The organism is Pseudonocardia sp. ICBG1034 (genome assembly GCF_020131375.1).
GTDB lineage: Bacteria > Actinomycetota > Actinomycetes > Mycobacteriales > Pseudonocardiaceae > Pseudonocardia > Pseudonocardia alni.
Map to the genome: position 1 here is coordinate 1,046,753 of NZ_JAHLEK010000015.1, position 12,755 is coordinate 1,059,507.

A 12,755-nucleotide genomic window follows, 5' to 3' on the forward strand; every position below is an offset into this window, starting at 1 on the left:
GCGGTGGGCGTCCGGCGCCCTACCGTGGGGGTATGGCGTTCCCCGACAGCGCTCTGGACCGGGCTCTGGACCGGGTTCTCGACGAGGGCGAGCACGTCGTGCTGGTCGGGCACCCGCACTGGCGGCTGGCTCTGCGCCCGGCCGCGGTCCTCGTCGGGGTCAGCGCCGTCGCCGGGTTCGGGGCCGCCGTGGTCCGGTTGCAGCCGTGGGCGCCGTGGGCCTGGCTCGTGCTCGGGGTGCTCGCCGCGCTCGTCGCGGTGCGGTTCACGCTGCTGCCGATCGCCCGCTGGCGCGCCACCCTGCTGGTCGTCACCGACCGGCGGTTCCTCGTCCGGGAGGGCCTGCTCGTCCGCGACGGCCTCGACGTGCCGATCGACCGCATCGACTCGGTCCGTGTCCGGACCGGCGCCGGGGGACGGGTGTTCGGCTGCGGCACCCTGCTGCTCGACGTCGCCGGGGAGCGGCTGCGGTTCACCGACGTGTCGGGCGTGGAACGGGTGCAGGCCCGGCTGCACCGGGAGATCGGCCTGCTCGCCGAGCGGCGCCGCAGCAACGAGAAGGAGAGCGAGCACACGGCCCGCCGTGGTCACGCCGACGCGGCCGTGCGGGGCAGGATGGAGGCTCCCGCACCGCAGCGAGAGAGGGCGTCCCTGTGAGCAACGGTCTTCCCACGACGGTGCGCGACCCCGCGCTCCCGGAGCGCGTCGAGATCTACGAGGTCGGCCCCCGCGACGGGCTGCAGAACGAGAGGACCGTCGTCCCGGTCGCGGTGAAGGCCGAGTTCCTCGACCGGCTCGCCGACGCGGGCCTGCGCACGCTGGAGGCGACCAGCTTCGTGCACCCGACGTGGGTGCCCCAGCTCGCCGACGCCGCCGACCTGCTCGCCGTGCTCGACCGCCGCGCCGGGCTCGACTACCCCGTCCTGACCCCGAACGAGCGCGGGCTGCAGCGGGCGATCGACGCCGGCTGCGACCACGTCGCGGTGTTCGCCTCGGCCACCGAGACGTTCGCGAAGCGGAACCTGAACCGCACGCTCGACGAGCAGTTCGCGATGTTCGAGCCGACCGTGACCCGCGCGGTGTCCGAGGGTCTGCGGGTGCGGGCCTACGTGTCGATGGTGTTCGGCGACCCGTGGGAGGGCGGCGTCGACCCGGATCAGGCCGCCGCGGTCGGGGCGCGGCTGATGGAGATGGGCTGCGACCAGCTCTCCCTCGGCGACACGATCGGCGTCGCCACCCCGGCGCACGTCGGCGCGGTGCTCGACGCGTGCGTCGCCCGCGGGGTCGGCGTCGAGCGGCTCGCGGTGCACTTCCACGACACCTACGGCCAGGCGCTGTCCAACACCCTGGCCGCGCTGCGGTACGGCGTGACCACCGTCGACGCCAGCGCGGGCGGCCTGGGCGGCTGCCCCTACGCCGGGTCCGCGACCGGCAACCTCGCCACCGAGGACCTGGTGTGGATGCTCGACGGGCTCGGCATCGACCACGGCGCCGACCTGCGGAAGCTGGTCGACACGAGCGTGTGGATGGCCGGGCACCTGGGACGGCCGTCGCCGTCGCGGGTGGTCACGGCGCTGTCGGCCTGACCTCGAACATTCCGGTGAACCGGGACCGGTACACGACCGCGCCGTCGCCGGTGCGGGTCAGCGTCCCGCGCAGCGTGATCAGGCCCATCGACGGGCGGCTGCGCGAGACGCGGGCCTCGAGGACCTCCATCTCCGCGTGCAGCTCGTCGCCCGCGAACACCGGTGCCGGCCACGCGATCTCGTCGCCGCCGGGTGAGCCGAGCGACGCCGCGCGGGACAGCACGGTGTCGACGTAGGCGCGCATCCACAGGCTCGCGGTGAACCAGCCGGACGCGGCCAGGCCGCCGAACACCCGCTCGCCATCGGCCTCGTGCAGGTGGAACGGCTGCGGGTCGAAGCGGGCCGAGAACGCGACCATCTCGTCGCGGTCGACCGCGGTCGTACCGAGGTCGACGACGGTCCCCGGGGGCAGGTCGTCGAAGTACAGCTCAGCCACGCAGCACCTCCAGCACGGCGTCGTGCAGCAGACCGTTGCTGGTCAGGCCGTGTCCGCCGGACCAGGTCGGGTTCCCGGCGAGGTCGGTCAGCCGCCCGCCCGCCTCGGCGACGACGGCGGCCGGCGCCGCCAGGTCCCACGGGTTCGCGGCGGGTTCCACCGCGACGTCGACGACCCCCTCGGCGACGAGCACGTGCTGCCAGAAGTCGCCGAACGCGCGGGACTCCCAGCAGGCCTCGGTCAGCGCGATCCAGCCCTCCCGCGACGCCGGGGACGGGTCGGTGCGGAAGGTCTCGGTGTTGGTGGTCGAGACGTAGGCGTCGGCGACGTCGGCCACCCCCGACACCGCGATCCGCTTCGGCGTCCCCGACGGCAGGTCACGCGCCCAGGCCCCGGCCCCCGCCGAGCCCCACCAGCGCCGGTGCAGCGCCGGCGCGCTCACCACACCCACCGTCGGCACACCGTCGACGACGAGCGCGATCAGCGTCGCCCACGCGGGCACCCCGCGGGAGAAGTTCTTGGTCCCGTCGATCGGGTCGATCACCCAGCCGCGGCCGTGCGCGGTGTCGGTGGACCCGCCGCGCTCCTCCCCGAGGATCGCGTCGGCGGGGCGCTCGTGGCCCAGCGCGGCGCGGATCGCGTCCTCGGCGGCGGTGTCGGCGTCGGTCACCGGGGTGCGGTCCGGCTTGCGCTCCACCCGCAGGTCGGCGGCCCGGAAACGGGGCAGCGTGATCGCGTCGGCGAGGTCCGCCAGGCGCAGGGCGAGATCCAGATCACCGGGTTCGGCGGGCACGCATCGGTCGGGGTTCACGTTGGGCGAGCATGCCAGCTCGCACCGCCACCGTGCCCGGGGCCCGGAGCCCTATGCTCGGTGAGATGACCACCGTGGTTCTGGCCGAGGACGACGCGGCCATCGCCGAGCCGCTGTCGCGGGCCCTGCAGCGCGAGGGGTACGACGTCGACGTCGTCGCCGACGGCGTCGGCGCCGTCGACCGGGTCACCCGTGCGCAGGTCGACCTGCTCGTGCTCGACCTGGGGCTGCCCGGCATGGACGGCCTGGAGGTCTGCCGGCGGGTCCGTGCGACCCTGCCGGACCTGCCCGTCCTCATGCTCACCGCCCGCACCGACGAGGTCGACTTCGTCGTGGGGCTCGACGCCGGCGCCGACGACTACGTGTCCAAGCCGTTCCGGCTGGCCGAGCTGCTGGCCCGGGTGCGGGCGCTGCTGCGCCGCCGCACCCAGGACGTCGTCGAGGTGGACGGCCTGCGGATGGAGCTGTCCGGCCGCCGCGTCCTGCTCGACGGCGACGAGATCTCCCTGGCCAACAAGGAGTTCGAGCTGCTGCGGGTGCTGATGATCCACGCCGGCCAGGTCGTGACGCGCGAGGAGATCCTGCACGCGGTCTGGGGTGACGCGGACATGAAGTCGTCGAAGACGCTGGACATGCACATGTCGTGGCTGCGCCGCAAGATCGGCGGCGAGAAGCGGATCGCCACCGTCCGCGGCGTCGGCTTCCGGTACAACTCGGACTGAGGTCGCCGTGCGCCGCCGGATCCTGATCTCCACCCTGCTGACGGTGGCGCTGACCGCGCTGTTCCTGGGCGGCCCGCTCGCGCTCGCGACCTGGCAGCTCGTCGAGGACTTCACCCGTGCCGAGCTGACCCAGCGCCTCGAGCAGGTCACCGAGACCGTCGAGGAGTACGGCACCGGGCCGCAGTCGCAACGGCTGGTGGAGGCGGCGATCCCGCCGAACTCCCGGCTGGTGGTCGTGCCGCCGGACTCCGACCCGATCGTCTACGGCGTGGACCGGGTCGACGACCCGGTGACCGAGTCGCTGCCGTTCGGGCCGGGCGGGATCATGGAGCTGTCCCAGCCGACCTCGGTGATGCGGTCCCAGCAGACCCAGGTTGTGGCCGTCGTCGTGCTGCTGGTGGGGTTCTCCGTCACCGTCGGCACGGGGGTCGCGGTGTACACCGCGCGCCGGCTGTCGGACCCGCTGCGCGACCTCGCGGCCCGCGCCGCCCGCCTCGGTGCGGGCGACTTCCGCCGGTCCCCGGCCCGCTACGACATCGCCGAGCTCGACCGCGTCTCGGAGGTCCTGGACTCCTCGGCGACGGCGCTGTCCCAGCTGCTGCACCGCGAGCGGTCGCTGGTCGGGGACGTGTCCCACCAGCTGCGCAGCCGGATCACCGCGCTGCAGCTGCGTCTGGACGAGCTCGCCTGCCACCCCGACCCGGACGCCCGCCGCGAGGCCAACGCGGCGCTGGAGCAGACCGAGCGGCTCACCGCCGTCCTCGACGACCTGCTGGAGTCCGCGCGCGCCGCGCGGGCGGTCGGGGCGGAACCGGTCGACCTGGCCGAGGCCGTCGCCGACGCCGAGCGGGAGTGGCGCGGCCCGCTCACCGCGGCCGGCCGGTCGCTCAAGGTGCGGGTGCCCGAGGGGCTGCTCGCCCGGGTGACCGCGGCACGGCTGCGCGAGGCGATCGGGGTGCTCGTCGACAACGCGCTGCAGCACGGCGACGGACCGGTCACGATCTCCGCGCGGACCGGGGAGAACGCGCTGCTGGTGGAGGTGTCCGACACCGGGCCCGGCGTGCCGGAGGACCTGGTGCCGCACGTGTTCGACCGGGGCATCTCGGCGCAGTCCTCGACCGGGCTGGGGCTGGCGCTGGCCCGGACGCTGGTCGAGGCCGACGGCGGCAGGCTGGAGCTGTCCCGGGCCCGGCCGCCGGTGTTCCGGCTGTACCTGCCCGCGGCCCGCACCGACGACGTCGCCGCGGCGGCCCCGGTGCCCGACCGCACCGGCCCGCGGTAGCCGGTGGCCCGGTCGCTCAGTCCTCGGGGGCCGGGGGGACCGGCGGGGGCTGGCGTCGCACGAACTGGTCCGGCCACACGAACCGGCGGAACGCCCACCAGCGGAAGGCCATCCCGACCAGGGTGCCGACGATCTGGCCGGCCACGAAGTCCGCGGACTCCTGGGCGACCAGCGAGACGAACGGCACCTGCAGCTCGAAGACGTAGCGCGAGACCCACAGCGGCGCCGAGTACACCCCGACCCCGACCCCGCTGATCACGAAGAACAGGAGGGCCTCGTGGTGCCGCTCGCGCCCGCCGCGGGTCCGGAAGGACCACTCGCGGTTCAGCACGTAGGACACCATCGTCGCCACCAGCACCGCGACCACCTTGGCGGTCACCGGCTTGTCGGCCAGCACCGTGGCCTTCAGCACCAGGAACACCACCGTGTCGATGACCCAGGTGCTGCCACCGACCATCAGGAACTTGATCAGCTCGCGGTGTTTGATCGCCTTGTCGCGGTACGGCTGGGGGATCCTGGCGAGCGTCGCCTCCACCACCGTCACGGGATCGATCGTGCCAGATTAGGCTCCCGGTCTCGTGGAGAGGGTTGACGCGCAGAAGGCCGCCTTGCCCGTTGTCGGCATGGTCGGCGGTGGCCAGCTGGCCCGGATGACCGCCCAGGCCGCCGTCGCGCTGGGGCAGACCCTGCGGGTGCTGGCCGCGTCGCCGGACGATCCGGCGGCCCGGGCGACGCCGGACGTCGTCATCGGCGACCCCGACGACGCCGCCGCGCTGCGGGAGCTCGCGACGGGCTGCTCGGCCGTCACGTTCGACCACGAGGGTGTCCCGCAGGAGGTGCTGGTCCCGCTCGCCGAGGCCGGGCTGCCGCTGCGGCCGCCGCCCTCGGCGCTCGTGCACGCGCAGGACAAGCTGGTGATGCGACGGCGGCTGTCGGAGATGGGGCTGCCGGTGCCCGCGTTCGCCGAGGTGGCGGCGCCCGGCGACGTCGCCGCGTTCGGGGCAGGGCACGGCTGGCCGGTCGTGCTCAAGGCCACCCGCGGCGGCTACGACGGCCGCGGCGTCTGGTTCCTGCGCGCCGGCGGCGACGACACCGACCGGCTGGTCGCCGACCTGCTCGACGCCGGCACCCCGCTGCTCGTCGAGTCCGCGGTCCTGATGACCCGCGAGCTGGCCGCGAGTGTCGCCCGCTCGCCCTTCGGCCAGGCCGCCGCATGGCCGGTCGTCGAGACCCTGCAGGTCGACGGCCAGTGCGCCCGGGTCACCTCGCCCGCCCCCGGGCTCGACCCGGACCACGCCGCCCGGATCCAGGAACTGGCGCTGCGGATCGCGGCCGAGCTCGGCGTCGTCGGGCTGATGACGGTCGAGCTGTTCGAGACCGCGCCCGGCGATGTCGTCGTGAACGAGCTGGCGATGCGCCCGCACAACTCCGGGCACTGGACGATCGAGGGCTCGGTCACCTCGCAGTTCGAGCAGCACCTGCGCGCGGTGCTGGACTACCCGCTCGGCTCCACCGCCCCGGTCGCCCCGGTCGCGGTGATGGCGAACGTGCTGGGTGCGGCGCAGGAGCCCGCGATGGGCATGGACGAGCGGCTGCACCACTGCTTCGCGCGCTTCCCCGAGGCGAAGGTGCACCTCTACGCCAAGGACGGCCGCCCGGCCCGCAAGATCGGCCACGTGACGGTGCTCGGCCGCGACGAGGCCGACGTGCGCACCCGCGCGGAGCTCGCCGCGGGCTGGCTGGCCACCGCGACCTGGGCGGACGGCTGGTCCGCCCACACCGGCGATCCCCGCTCCCCGCACTCCCCGGAAGGACCTCGATGACGCAGACCGGCTCCCCGCGCGTGGGCGTGATCATGGGCAGCGACTCCGACTGGCCGGTGATGGGCGCCGCGGGCGCCGCGCTCGACGAGTTCGGCGTGCCGTGGGAGGTGGGCGTCTACTCCGCCCACCGCACCCCGCAGCGGATGCTCGACTACGCCGCCTCGGCCGCCGACCGCGGCCTGCAGGCGATCGTCGCCGGGGCTGGTGGCGCCGCGCACCTGCCCGGGATGGTCGCCGCCGCGACGCCGCTGCCGGTCATCGGCGTGCCCGTGCCGCTGAAGTACCTCGACGGCCTGGACTCGCTGCTGTCGATCGTGCAGATGCCCGCCGGCGTGCCGGTGGCGACCGTCGCGGTCGGCAACGCCCGCAACGCCGGACTGCTCGCGGTGCGCATCCTCGGCGCCGGCGACGAGCGGCTCCGGCAGGCCATGGTGGAGTACCAGGCCGACCTCGAGCGCAGCGTCCTGGACAAGGACGCGGCGCTGCGCGTGGCCGCCCGCGAGGGCTGAGGACCGGGCCGCGATTTTCCGGTGGCGCGCCGCTCGATCCCGTGCGTACGGTGTCGGTACACGGGAGAGGAGGTGGTCCAGCAGATGAGCTACAGCAGGACACGTGAGGTGGCCGTCAGCTAGCACCACGTTCTGCTCCGGCGGGGAGAACCCGTCGGAGAGGCGGTCGTGGAAGCCGGTGTGGTGCCGGCGAGTTCCCGACGGTCACCCGTGATCCCCGGGTCCGAACTCTGTCCGGTTCGGTGACGCACCCCGGTGCGGCCCGGGGATCACGCATGTCCGGGGCCGGACGCCCCGGGGCCGGGCTCAGCCCGTGCGCCGGGTCGACTCCCGTTCCAGGGTCCGCGCCGCGCGCTCCAGACGCCGGGTCACGTCCTCCAGATCGGGTGCCGGGGCCGGCTCGCCCGCGTCCTCCAGCGGCAGCATCGGCGCGACCCGGCGGAAGTGGTCGACGGCGCCGGGCAGGTCGGCGTCACGCGCGCCCTCGACCAGCCACCGGCGCAGCGCCTGGTTGTGCGCGGCGACCAGCGCCGCCGCCGTCACCGCGGCCCGCAGCTCGCCGTCCGGGCGGTCGCCCAGCCGGGCGGTGAGCTCGCGGGTGAACAGCCGTCGGTAGTGGTGCACCGACGCGGCCTCGCGGTCGCGCAGCGCGGGCACCGAGCCGACGAGCGCGAAGCGCAGCCGGGCGACCTCCGGGTCCTCGGTGTAGAGCTCGAACACCGTCTCCGCGGCACGCAGTGCCAGTGACGGCAGCGGCTCGTCGGGGTGCGCGCCGGCGAACACCTCGCCGATCCGGGCCAGCCCGCGCTCGTGGTCGGGGGACAGCGCGTCCTCCTTGCCCCGGAAGTAGCGGAAGAAGGTGCGGCGCCCGACGCCCGCGGCGGCGGCGATGTCGTCGACGGTCGTGTCGTCGTAGCCGCGTTCGGTGAACAGCCGCGCGGCCGCCGCCACCAGCTCCCGCCGCACCTCGGCCCGCCCCTCGGGGGAACGCCCGCGCCGCGTGCTGGTCGTCATGGCACGGAGGGTAGCAAGGTCCCGTGACATGTGGCACGGAGTGCCGTTAGCATGGTCGGCATGAACAGCGAGTTCGACAGCTACCGGCTCAGCGACGAGCACACGGCCCTCCGCGAGGCGGTCCGGGACCTGGCGGAGAAGGAGATCGCCCCGCACGCCGCCGACGTCGACGAGCAGGGCCGGTACCCCGTCGAGGCGCGCGACGCGCTGGTCAAGGCCGGCTTCCAGGCCGTGATCATCCCCGAGGAGTACGGCGGCCAGGGTGCCGACGAGCTCGCCGGCTGCATCGTGATCGAGGAGGTCGCGCGGGTCTGTGCGTCGTCGTCGCTGATCCCCGGGGTGAACGGCCTCGGGCTCACCCCGATCCTGCTGTCCGCCTCGGACGAGCTGAAGAAGCAGGTCCTGCCGTCGGTCGCCGCGGGCGAGGCGATGGTCAGCTACGCCCTGTCCGAGCGCGAGGCGGGCTCCGACGCCGCGTCGATGAAGACCCGCGCCCGCCGCGACGGGGACGAGTGGGTCCTCAACGGCACCAAGTGCTGGATCACCAACGCCGGCGAGTCGACCTGGTACACGGTCATGGCCGTCACCGACCCGGAGAAGAAGGCCAACGGGATCTCGGCGTTCGTGGTCCACTCCGACGACCCGGGCTTCGTCGTCGGCACCAAGGAGCGCAAGCTCGGGATCCACGGCTCGCCGACCCGCGAGATCCACTTCGAGGACTGCCGCATCCCGGCCGACCGGATCATCGGCGCCGAGGGCACCGGCTTCAAGACCGCGCTGCGCACGCTGGACCACACGCGCCCGACCATCGGTGCGCAGGCCGTCGGCATCGCGCAGGGCGCGCTCGACGTCGCGACGCAGTACATGAAGGAGCGCAAGCAGTTCGGCAGGCACCTGGCCGAGTTCCAGGGTCTGCAGTTCATGCTCGCCGACATGGCGATGAAGGTCGAGGCCGCCCGCCAGCTCTGCTACGTGGCCGCCTCGCGCGCCGAGCGCAACGAGCCCGACCTGGGCTTCATCTCCTCGGCGGCCAAGTGCTTCGCCTCCGACACCGCGATGCAGGTGACCACCGACGCCGTCCAGCTGCTCGGCGGCGCGGGCTACACCCGCGACTTCCCGGCCGAGCGCATGATGCGCGACGCGAAGATCACCCAGATCTACGAGGGCACCAACCAGATCCAGCGCATGGTGATGGCGCGTTCGCTGCTCAGGTGACACCCTGACGGCCCACGGACGGGGCCGTCGTGGACGGCGACGATCCGGCCACTGAACGCGCTGCGCGAGCGGGCCTGGACCCGGCGGCGCCGGCGGGCACCGACCCTGTACGCCACCCGGGGTGCTCGCCCGGTGGGACGCGGCGGCCTGACGATCAGTACATGGGCGCGGTACGGGCCGCGCGCACCGCGCCCAGGTGCTGACGATCACGGACCCGGCGGGGTGCGGATGACGAGCACGGCCGCGGCCGGTGCCCCGGCGAGGGCGGTGTAGGTGTGCTGGCCGTCCGCGGGCCAGCGGGTGGCCTCGCCGGTGCCGAGGTCGGCCTCGCGCCCGCTGCGCCCGGCCCGGACGGCACCGCGGGTGACGAGCAGGTGCTCCACCACCCCCGGACCGTGTCCGGGGGACACGTGCACCGCCTCCGGGACGAGGGCCAGGGCGTACACCTCGACGGTGCCGTGGTCGTCGGTGACCGCCTCCAGCAGGCGCGCGGTGATGCCGGGGCCGGCGACCTCGGCCCCGGGGTGCTCGGCGAGCAGCCGCGACAGCGGTACGCCCAGGGCGTCCGCGAGCGCGTAGAGGGTGGACAGGGTGGGGTTGCGGCTGCCGTTCTCGATCTCAGACAGCGAGCCCTTCCCGATCCCCGCCCGCTCCGCGAGCGCTCCGAGGGACAGACCGCGTGCGGTCCGGGCCGTCCGCAGCCGTGCGCCGACGGCCGTGCGCAGTGCCCCGTCGTCCACCGGGCGACTGTAGCCCGGCCCGTCCGGACAGGTGGACGCCCGCGGCGGGGGAGCGCGGGCTACCCCGCCGGCGCGTCCGGGCCGGGCCGCGGCACGGGCGTCCCCGGGTCGCGCACCGCGGTGGCCGCGGAGAAGCGGGCCGGGAGCGCCGTGACCTGGTCCCGCAGATCCTCCACGTCCCACAGGTCACGGCCGTCCGGTTCCCGGAAGGCCGGTGTCACCAGGCCGGCCCTGGCCCAGCGGTGCAGCGCCCGCGGGCTCAGGGCCAGTCTGGTCGCGGCCTCGCCGGTGGTCACCAGTCGCACCGGGCGCCGCCGCCGGTCAGGCCGCGGCGGGTGCCGCGGTGCGGGCGGTCAGTCGGCCGACGACCAGGCTGCAGCCGTAGCCCAGCACGACCGAGCCGACCACGAACGACAGCAGCATCACCGTGAAGGGGCCGGTGGGCAGCGAGAAATCGGTGCCCGACGCCCCGCTGAGCAGGCCGAACGCCGCGGTCGTGGCGAACCCGACGACCGCGCCGGGGACGAACCCGAGCACCGGTACGAGCGCACCGAGGATGAACACCGCGGTCATCCCGCCGATGATCAGGCCCAGCAGGGCGGGGTTCGTGGTGAGGCCGGCCAGGACCAGCATGACGGTGCCGGTGACGATGCCCCAGACGTTCGTGGCCAGAGCGGTGACCAGCGCGGGCCGGTCACCGCCCGCCGCGAAGAACGTCGCGGCGCCCAGGAACGTCGCCGGTACGAACAGGCCGAGCCCGGAGAGCGGACCGAGGTAGAGGTACGCGATCACCGCCCCGGCGACGCCGATCACCAGGGCCAGAGCGACGGGCAGCTTCATGAGACGGGCCTTCCGGTAGAGCCGCGCCCGGCGGGTGCGGCGGCCCACGCAGGATGGGCCGCGGCAGGTGGCCGTACCAAGATCGGCGGACCGGACGTCACCGCCTGTTTTCCGGACGACACGGTTCGGTCATCTTTGGTCGGGTCGGCGGCACCCCGTGTATCGGCTGCAGAACATCCTGCTTACCGCCCGCGGCGGGTTCTGTTTACAGAACGACGCGGTTAGGGTGGCGCCGTGGATCGTTCCTGGGCGCAACCGGTGTCGGTCGGTGTCGTCTCCGCGGTGATCGGGGTGACCAGCTCGTTCGCCGTCGTCCTCGCCGGGCTGACGGCGGCCGGTGCCGACCCGGCGCAGGCCGCGTCCGGGCTGGTGGTGCTCACCGCGCTGATGGGGGTGGCGACGATCTGGCTGTCCCGCCGGTTCCGCCGCCCGCTGACGGTCGCCTGGTCCACCCCCGGCGCGGCGTTGCTGGCCTCCACCGGGGCCGTCGCGGGTGGGTGGCCCGCCGTGGTCGGCGCGTTCGTCGTCGGCGGTCTGCTGATCGTCGCGACCGGGCTCGTGCGCCCGCTCGGGCGGCTCGTCGGCGCGATCCCGGCGCCGATCGCGCAGGCGATGCTGGCCGGTGTGCTCCTGCCGCTGTGCCTGGCGCCGGTCCGTGCGCTGGTCGAGCGGCCGCTGCTGGTGGCGCCGATCGTGGTCCTGTGGGTCGTCCTGTCGCGGTTCGCACCGCGCTGGGCGTCCCCGGCCGCGTTCGGGCTGGCGCTGGTGATCGTCGTCGTCCTCGCCGACGGCTGGTCGTGGCTGCGCCCGCCGGAGATCGCCCTCACCGCCCCGGCCTTCTCGGTCGCGGCCCTGGTGGGGGTCGCGCTGCCGCTCTGGGTGGTCACGATGGCCTCGCAGAACGTGCCCGGCGTCGCGGTGCTCGCCGCGGCGGGCTACCCCGTCCCCTGGCGGTACGCGATGGTGCTCACCGGCGCCGGGACGGTCCTCGGGGCCCCGGCCGGTGCGCACGCGATCAACCTGGCCGCGATCACCGCGGCGCTGCCCGCCTCGCCCGAGTCCCACCCGGACCCGGCGCGACGCTGGGTCGCCTGCCAGGCCAACGGCGTCGCCTGCCTGCTGCTGGCCCCGCTCGCGACGACGATGGCCGCCCTGGTCGCGGCCGCGCCGCCCGGGGTCGTGGAGTCCGTCGCGGGGCTCGCGCTGCTCGGGACGTTCGGTGCCGCGCTCGCCGGGGCCCTCGCCGTCGCCGACCCGACGCCGGACCCGGCCGTCGCGCGGGTGCCCGCTGCCGCCGCGTTCCTGGTCTCGGCGGCCGGGGTCACGATCGCCGGGATCGGCGGGGCGTTCTGGGGGCTGCTCGCCGGGGTGGCGCTGCACCTGGTGCTGCGGCGGCGCCCGGCCGCCGCGTGACGCCGCGCCGCGGCCGCCACATCACCGCAGGACCCGGCGGCGTCAGCGGCGGAAGCCCTCCACCCGCACCTCGTCGGTCGGGGCGAACCGCCCCGCGGCCGCGTCGATGAGCGCGATCGTCCGCGCCGACTGCGCGCAGCCGAACCCGTACTTCGCCCGCACCCGCGCGTCGGCGATCTCCATGCAGGTGCGGCTGCGCGTGACGAACTCGGCCACCGGGTAGGTCGTGCCGGTGTCCAGGTGCTCGGTCACCACCAGCGACGGCGAGTAGTAGCTGACCTCGGTGCCGTCCGGCCAGCGGACGTCGAACATCATCTCGGGCACGGTCGTGCACGGTAGGCGGCCCGGATTGCCGCCGTGTTGCG

The 12,755-nt window shown here is 74.6% G+C and carries 16 protein-coding genes; 8 read left to right on the top strand and 8 right to left on the bottom strand.

Features of this window, described 5'->3' with window-relative positions; translation table 11 throughout:
- Nucleotides 1–32: 32 nt before the first annotated feature.
- Together KPF22_RS06625 and KPF22_RS06630 are read left to right on the top strand one after the other, a co-directional pair.
- A complete protein-coding gene (locus KPF22_RS06625; protein ID WP_208821730.1) occupies nt 33–656 on the top strand; it encodes a PH domain-containing protein in 624 nt (207 codons plus the stop codon).
- Nucleotides 653–1,585: a hydroxymethylglutaryl-CoA lyase gene (locus KPF22_RS06630; protein WP_224401491.1), complete on the top strand. Its 933-nt coding sequence runs from the start codon at nt 653–655 to the stop codon at nt 1,583–1,585. Before KPF22_RS06625 ends, KPF22_RS06630 begins: the two co-directional genes overlap by 4 nt.
- On the opposite strand, the gene KPF22_RS06635 is transcribed toward KPF22_RS06630, so the two are convergent.
- Both KPF22_RS06635 and KPF22_RS06640 read right to left on the bottom strand, forming a co-directional pair.
- Nucleotides 1,566–2,021: a MaoC/PaaZ C-terminal domain-containing protein gene (locus tag KPF22_RS06635; RefSeq protein WP_208821725.1), complete on the bottom strand. Its 456-nt coding sequence runs from the start codon at nt 2,019–2,021 to the stop codon at nt 1,566–1,568. The two genes, KPF22_RS06630 and KPF22_RS06635, sit on opposite strands and share 20 nt — an antisense overlap.
- Nucleotides 2,014–2,832 (bottom strand): inositol monophosphatase family protein, encoded by an 819-nt coding sequence (locus KPF22_RS06640; protein ID WP_224401492.1) that lies wholly within the window; start codon nt 2,830–2,832, stop codon nt 2,014–2,016. Before KPF22_RS06640 ends, KPF22_RS06635 begins: the two co-directional genes overlap by 8 nt.
- Nucleotides 2,833–2,897: 65 nt before the next feature.
- Here KPF22_RS06640 and KPF22_RS06645 point away from each other — a divergent pair, with 65 nt between their 5' ends.
- Nucleotides 2,898–3,554 (top strand): response regulator transcription factor, encoded by a 657-nt coding sequence (locus KPF22_RS06645; protein WP_062397592.1) that lies wholly within the window; start codon nt 2,898–2,900, stop codon nt 3,552–3,554.
- A 7-nt stretch (nt 3,555–3,561) separates the two neighbouring features.
- Nucleotides 3,562–4,836 carry a HAMP domain-containing sensor histidine kinase gene (locus tag KPF22_RS06650; RefSeq protein WP_208821719.1) on the top strand — a complete coding sequence of 425 codons (1,275 nt, stop codon included), beginning with the start codon at nt 3,562–3,564 and terminating at the stop codon, nt 4,834–4,836.
- A gap of 16 nt (nt 4,837–4,852) precedes the next feature.
- Here the strand turns inward: KPF22_RS06650 and KPF22_RS06655 are convergent, their stop codons facing one another.
- A complete protein-coding gene (locus KPF22_RS06655) occupies nt 4,853–5,380 on the bottom strand; it encodes a GtrA family protein (protein WP_224401493.1) in 528 nt (175 codons plus the stop codon).
- Nucleotides 5,381–5,414: 34 nt separating this feature from the next.
- Here KPF22_RS06655 and KPF22_RS06660 point away from each other — a divergent pair, with 34 nt between their 5' ends.
- Nucleotides 5,415–6,659, top strand: a complete 1,245-nt coding sequence (locus KPF22_RS06660; protein ID WP_224401494.1) for a 5-(carboxyamino)imidazole ribonucleotide synthase — start codon at nt 5,415–5,417, stop codon at nt 6,657–6,659.
- Nucleotides 6,656–7,168 (top strand): 5-(carboxyamino)imidazole ribonucleotide mutase, encoded by a 513-nt coding sequence (gene purE, locus KPF22_RS06665; RefSeq protein WP_178376051.1) that lies wholly within the window; start codon nt 6,656–6,658, stop codon nt 7,166–7,168. Before KPF22_RS06660 ends, purE begins: the two co-directional genes overlap by 4 nt.
- Nucleotides 7,169–7,474: 306 nt before the next feature.
- Here the strand turns inward: purE and KPF22_RS06670 are convergent, their stop codons facing one another.
- Nucleotides 7,475–8,182, bottom strand: coding sequence for a TetR family transcriptional regulator (locus KPF22_RS06670; RefSeq protein WP_224401495.1), 708 nt, complete (start codon nt 8,180–8,182; stop codon nt 7,475–7,477).
- Nucleotides 8,183–8,242: 60 nt separating this feature from the next.
- Between KPF22_RS06670 and KPF22_RS06675 the strand changes: the two genes are divergently transcribed.
- A complete protein-coding gene (locus KPF22_RS06675) occupies nt 8,243–9,397 on the top strand; it encodes an acyl-CoA dehydrogenase (protein ID WP_208821713.1) in 1,155 nt (384 codons plus the stop codon).
- Nucleotides 9,398–9,603: 206 nt separating this feature from the next.
- On the opposite strand, the gene KPF22_RS06680 is transcribed toward KPF22_RS06675, so the two are convergent.
- From KPF22_RS06680 to KPF22_RS06690, 3 genes are read right to left on the bottom strand one after another with little or no spacing between them, the layout of a single operon-like run.
- Nucleotides 9,604–10,137: a helix-turn-helix domain-containing protein gene (locus KPF22_RS06680; protein ID WP_208821710.1), complete on the bottom strand. Its 534-nt coding sequence runs from the start codon at nt 10,135–10,137 to the stop codon at nt 9,604–9,606.
- 59 nt (nt 10,138–10,196) lie between these two features.
- A complete protein-coding gene (locus tag KPF22_RS06685; RefSeq protein WP_062397580.1) occupies nt 10,197–10,433 on the bottom strand; it encodes a MerR family DNA-binding transcriptional regulator in 237 nt (78 codons plus the stop codon).
- 25 nt (nt 10,434–10,458) lie between these two features.
- The gene (locus KPF22_RS06690; protein ID WP_208821707.1) at nt 10,459–10,977 is read right to left on the bottom strand and encodes a DUF1097 domain-containing protein; all 519 of its coding nucleotides are present in this window, start codon (nt 10,975–10,977) and stop codon (nt 10,459–10,461) included.
- 234 nt (nt 10,978–11,211) lie between these two features.
- On the opposite strand from KPF22_RS06690, the gene KPF22_RS06695 reads away from it, so the two are divergent.
- Nucleotides 11,212–12,390, top strand: coding sequence for a benzoate/H(+) symporter BenE family transporter (locus tag KPF22_RS06695; protein WP_224401496.1), 1,179 nt, complete (start codon nt 11,212–11,214; stop codon nt 12,388–12,390).
- A gap of 42 nt (nt 12,391–12,432) precedes the next feature.
- Here the strand turns inward: KPF22_RS06695 and KPF22_RS06700 are convergent, their stop codons facing one another.
- Nucleotides 12,433–12,705 (bottom strand): MSMEG_0570 family nitrogen starvation response protein, encoded by a 273-nt coding sequence (locus tag KPF22_RS06700; protein ID WP_202416400.1) that lies wholly within the window; start codon nt 12,703–12,705, stop codon nt 12,433–12,435.
- Between the last annotated feature and the right edge of the window lie 50 nt (nt 12,706–12,755).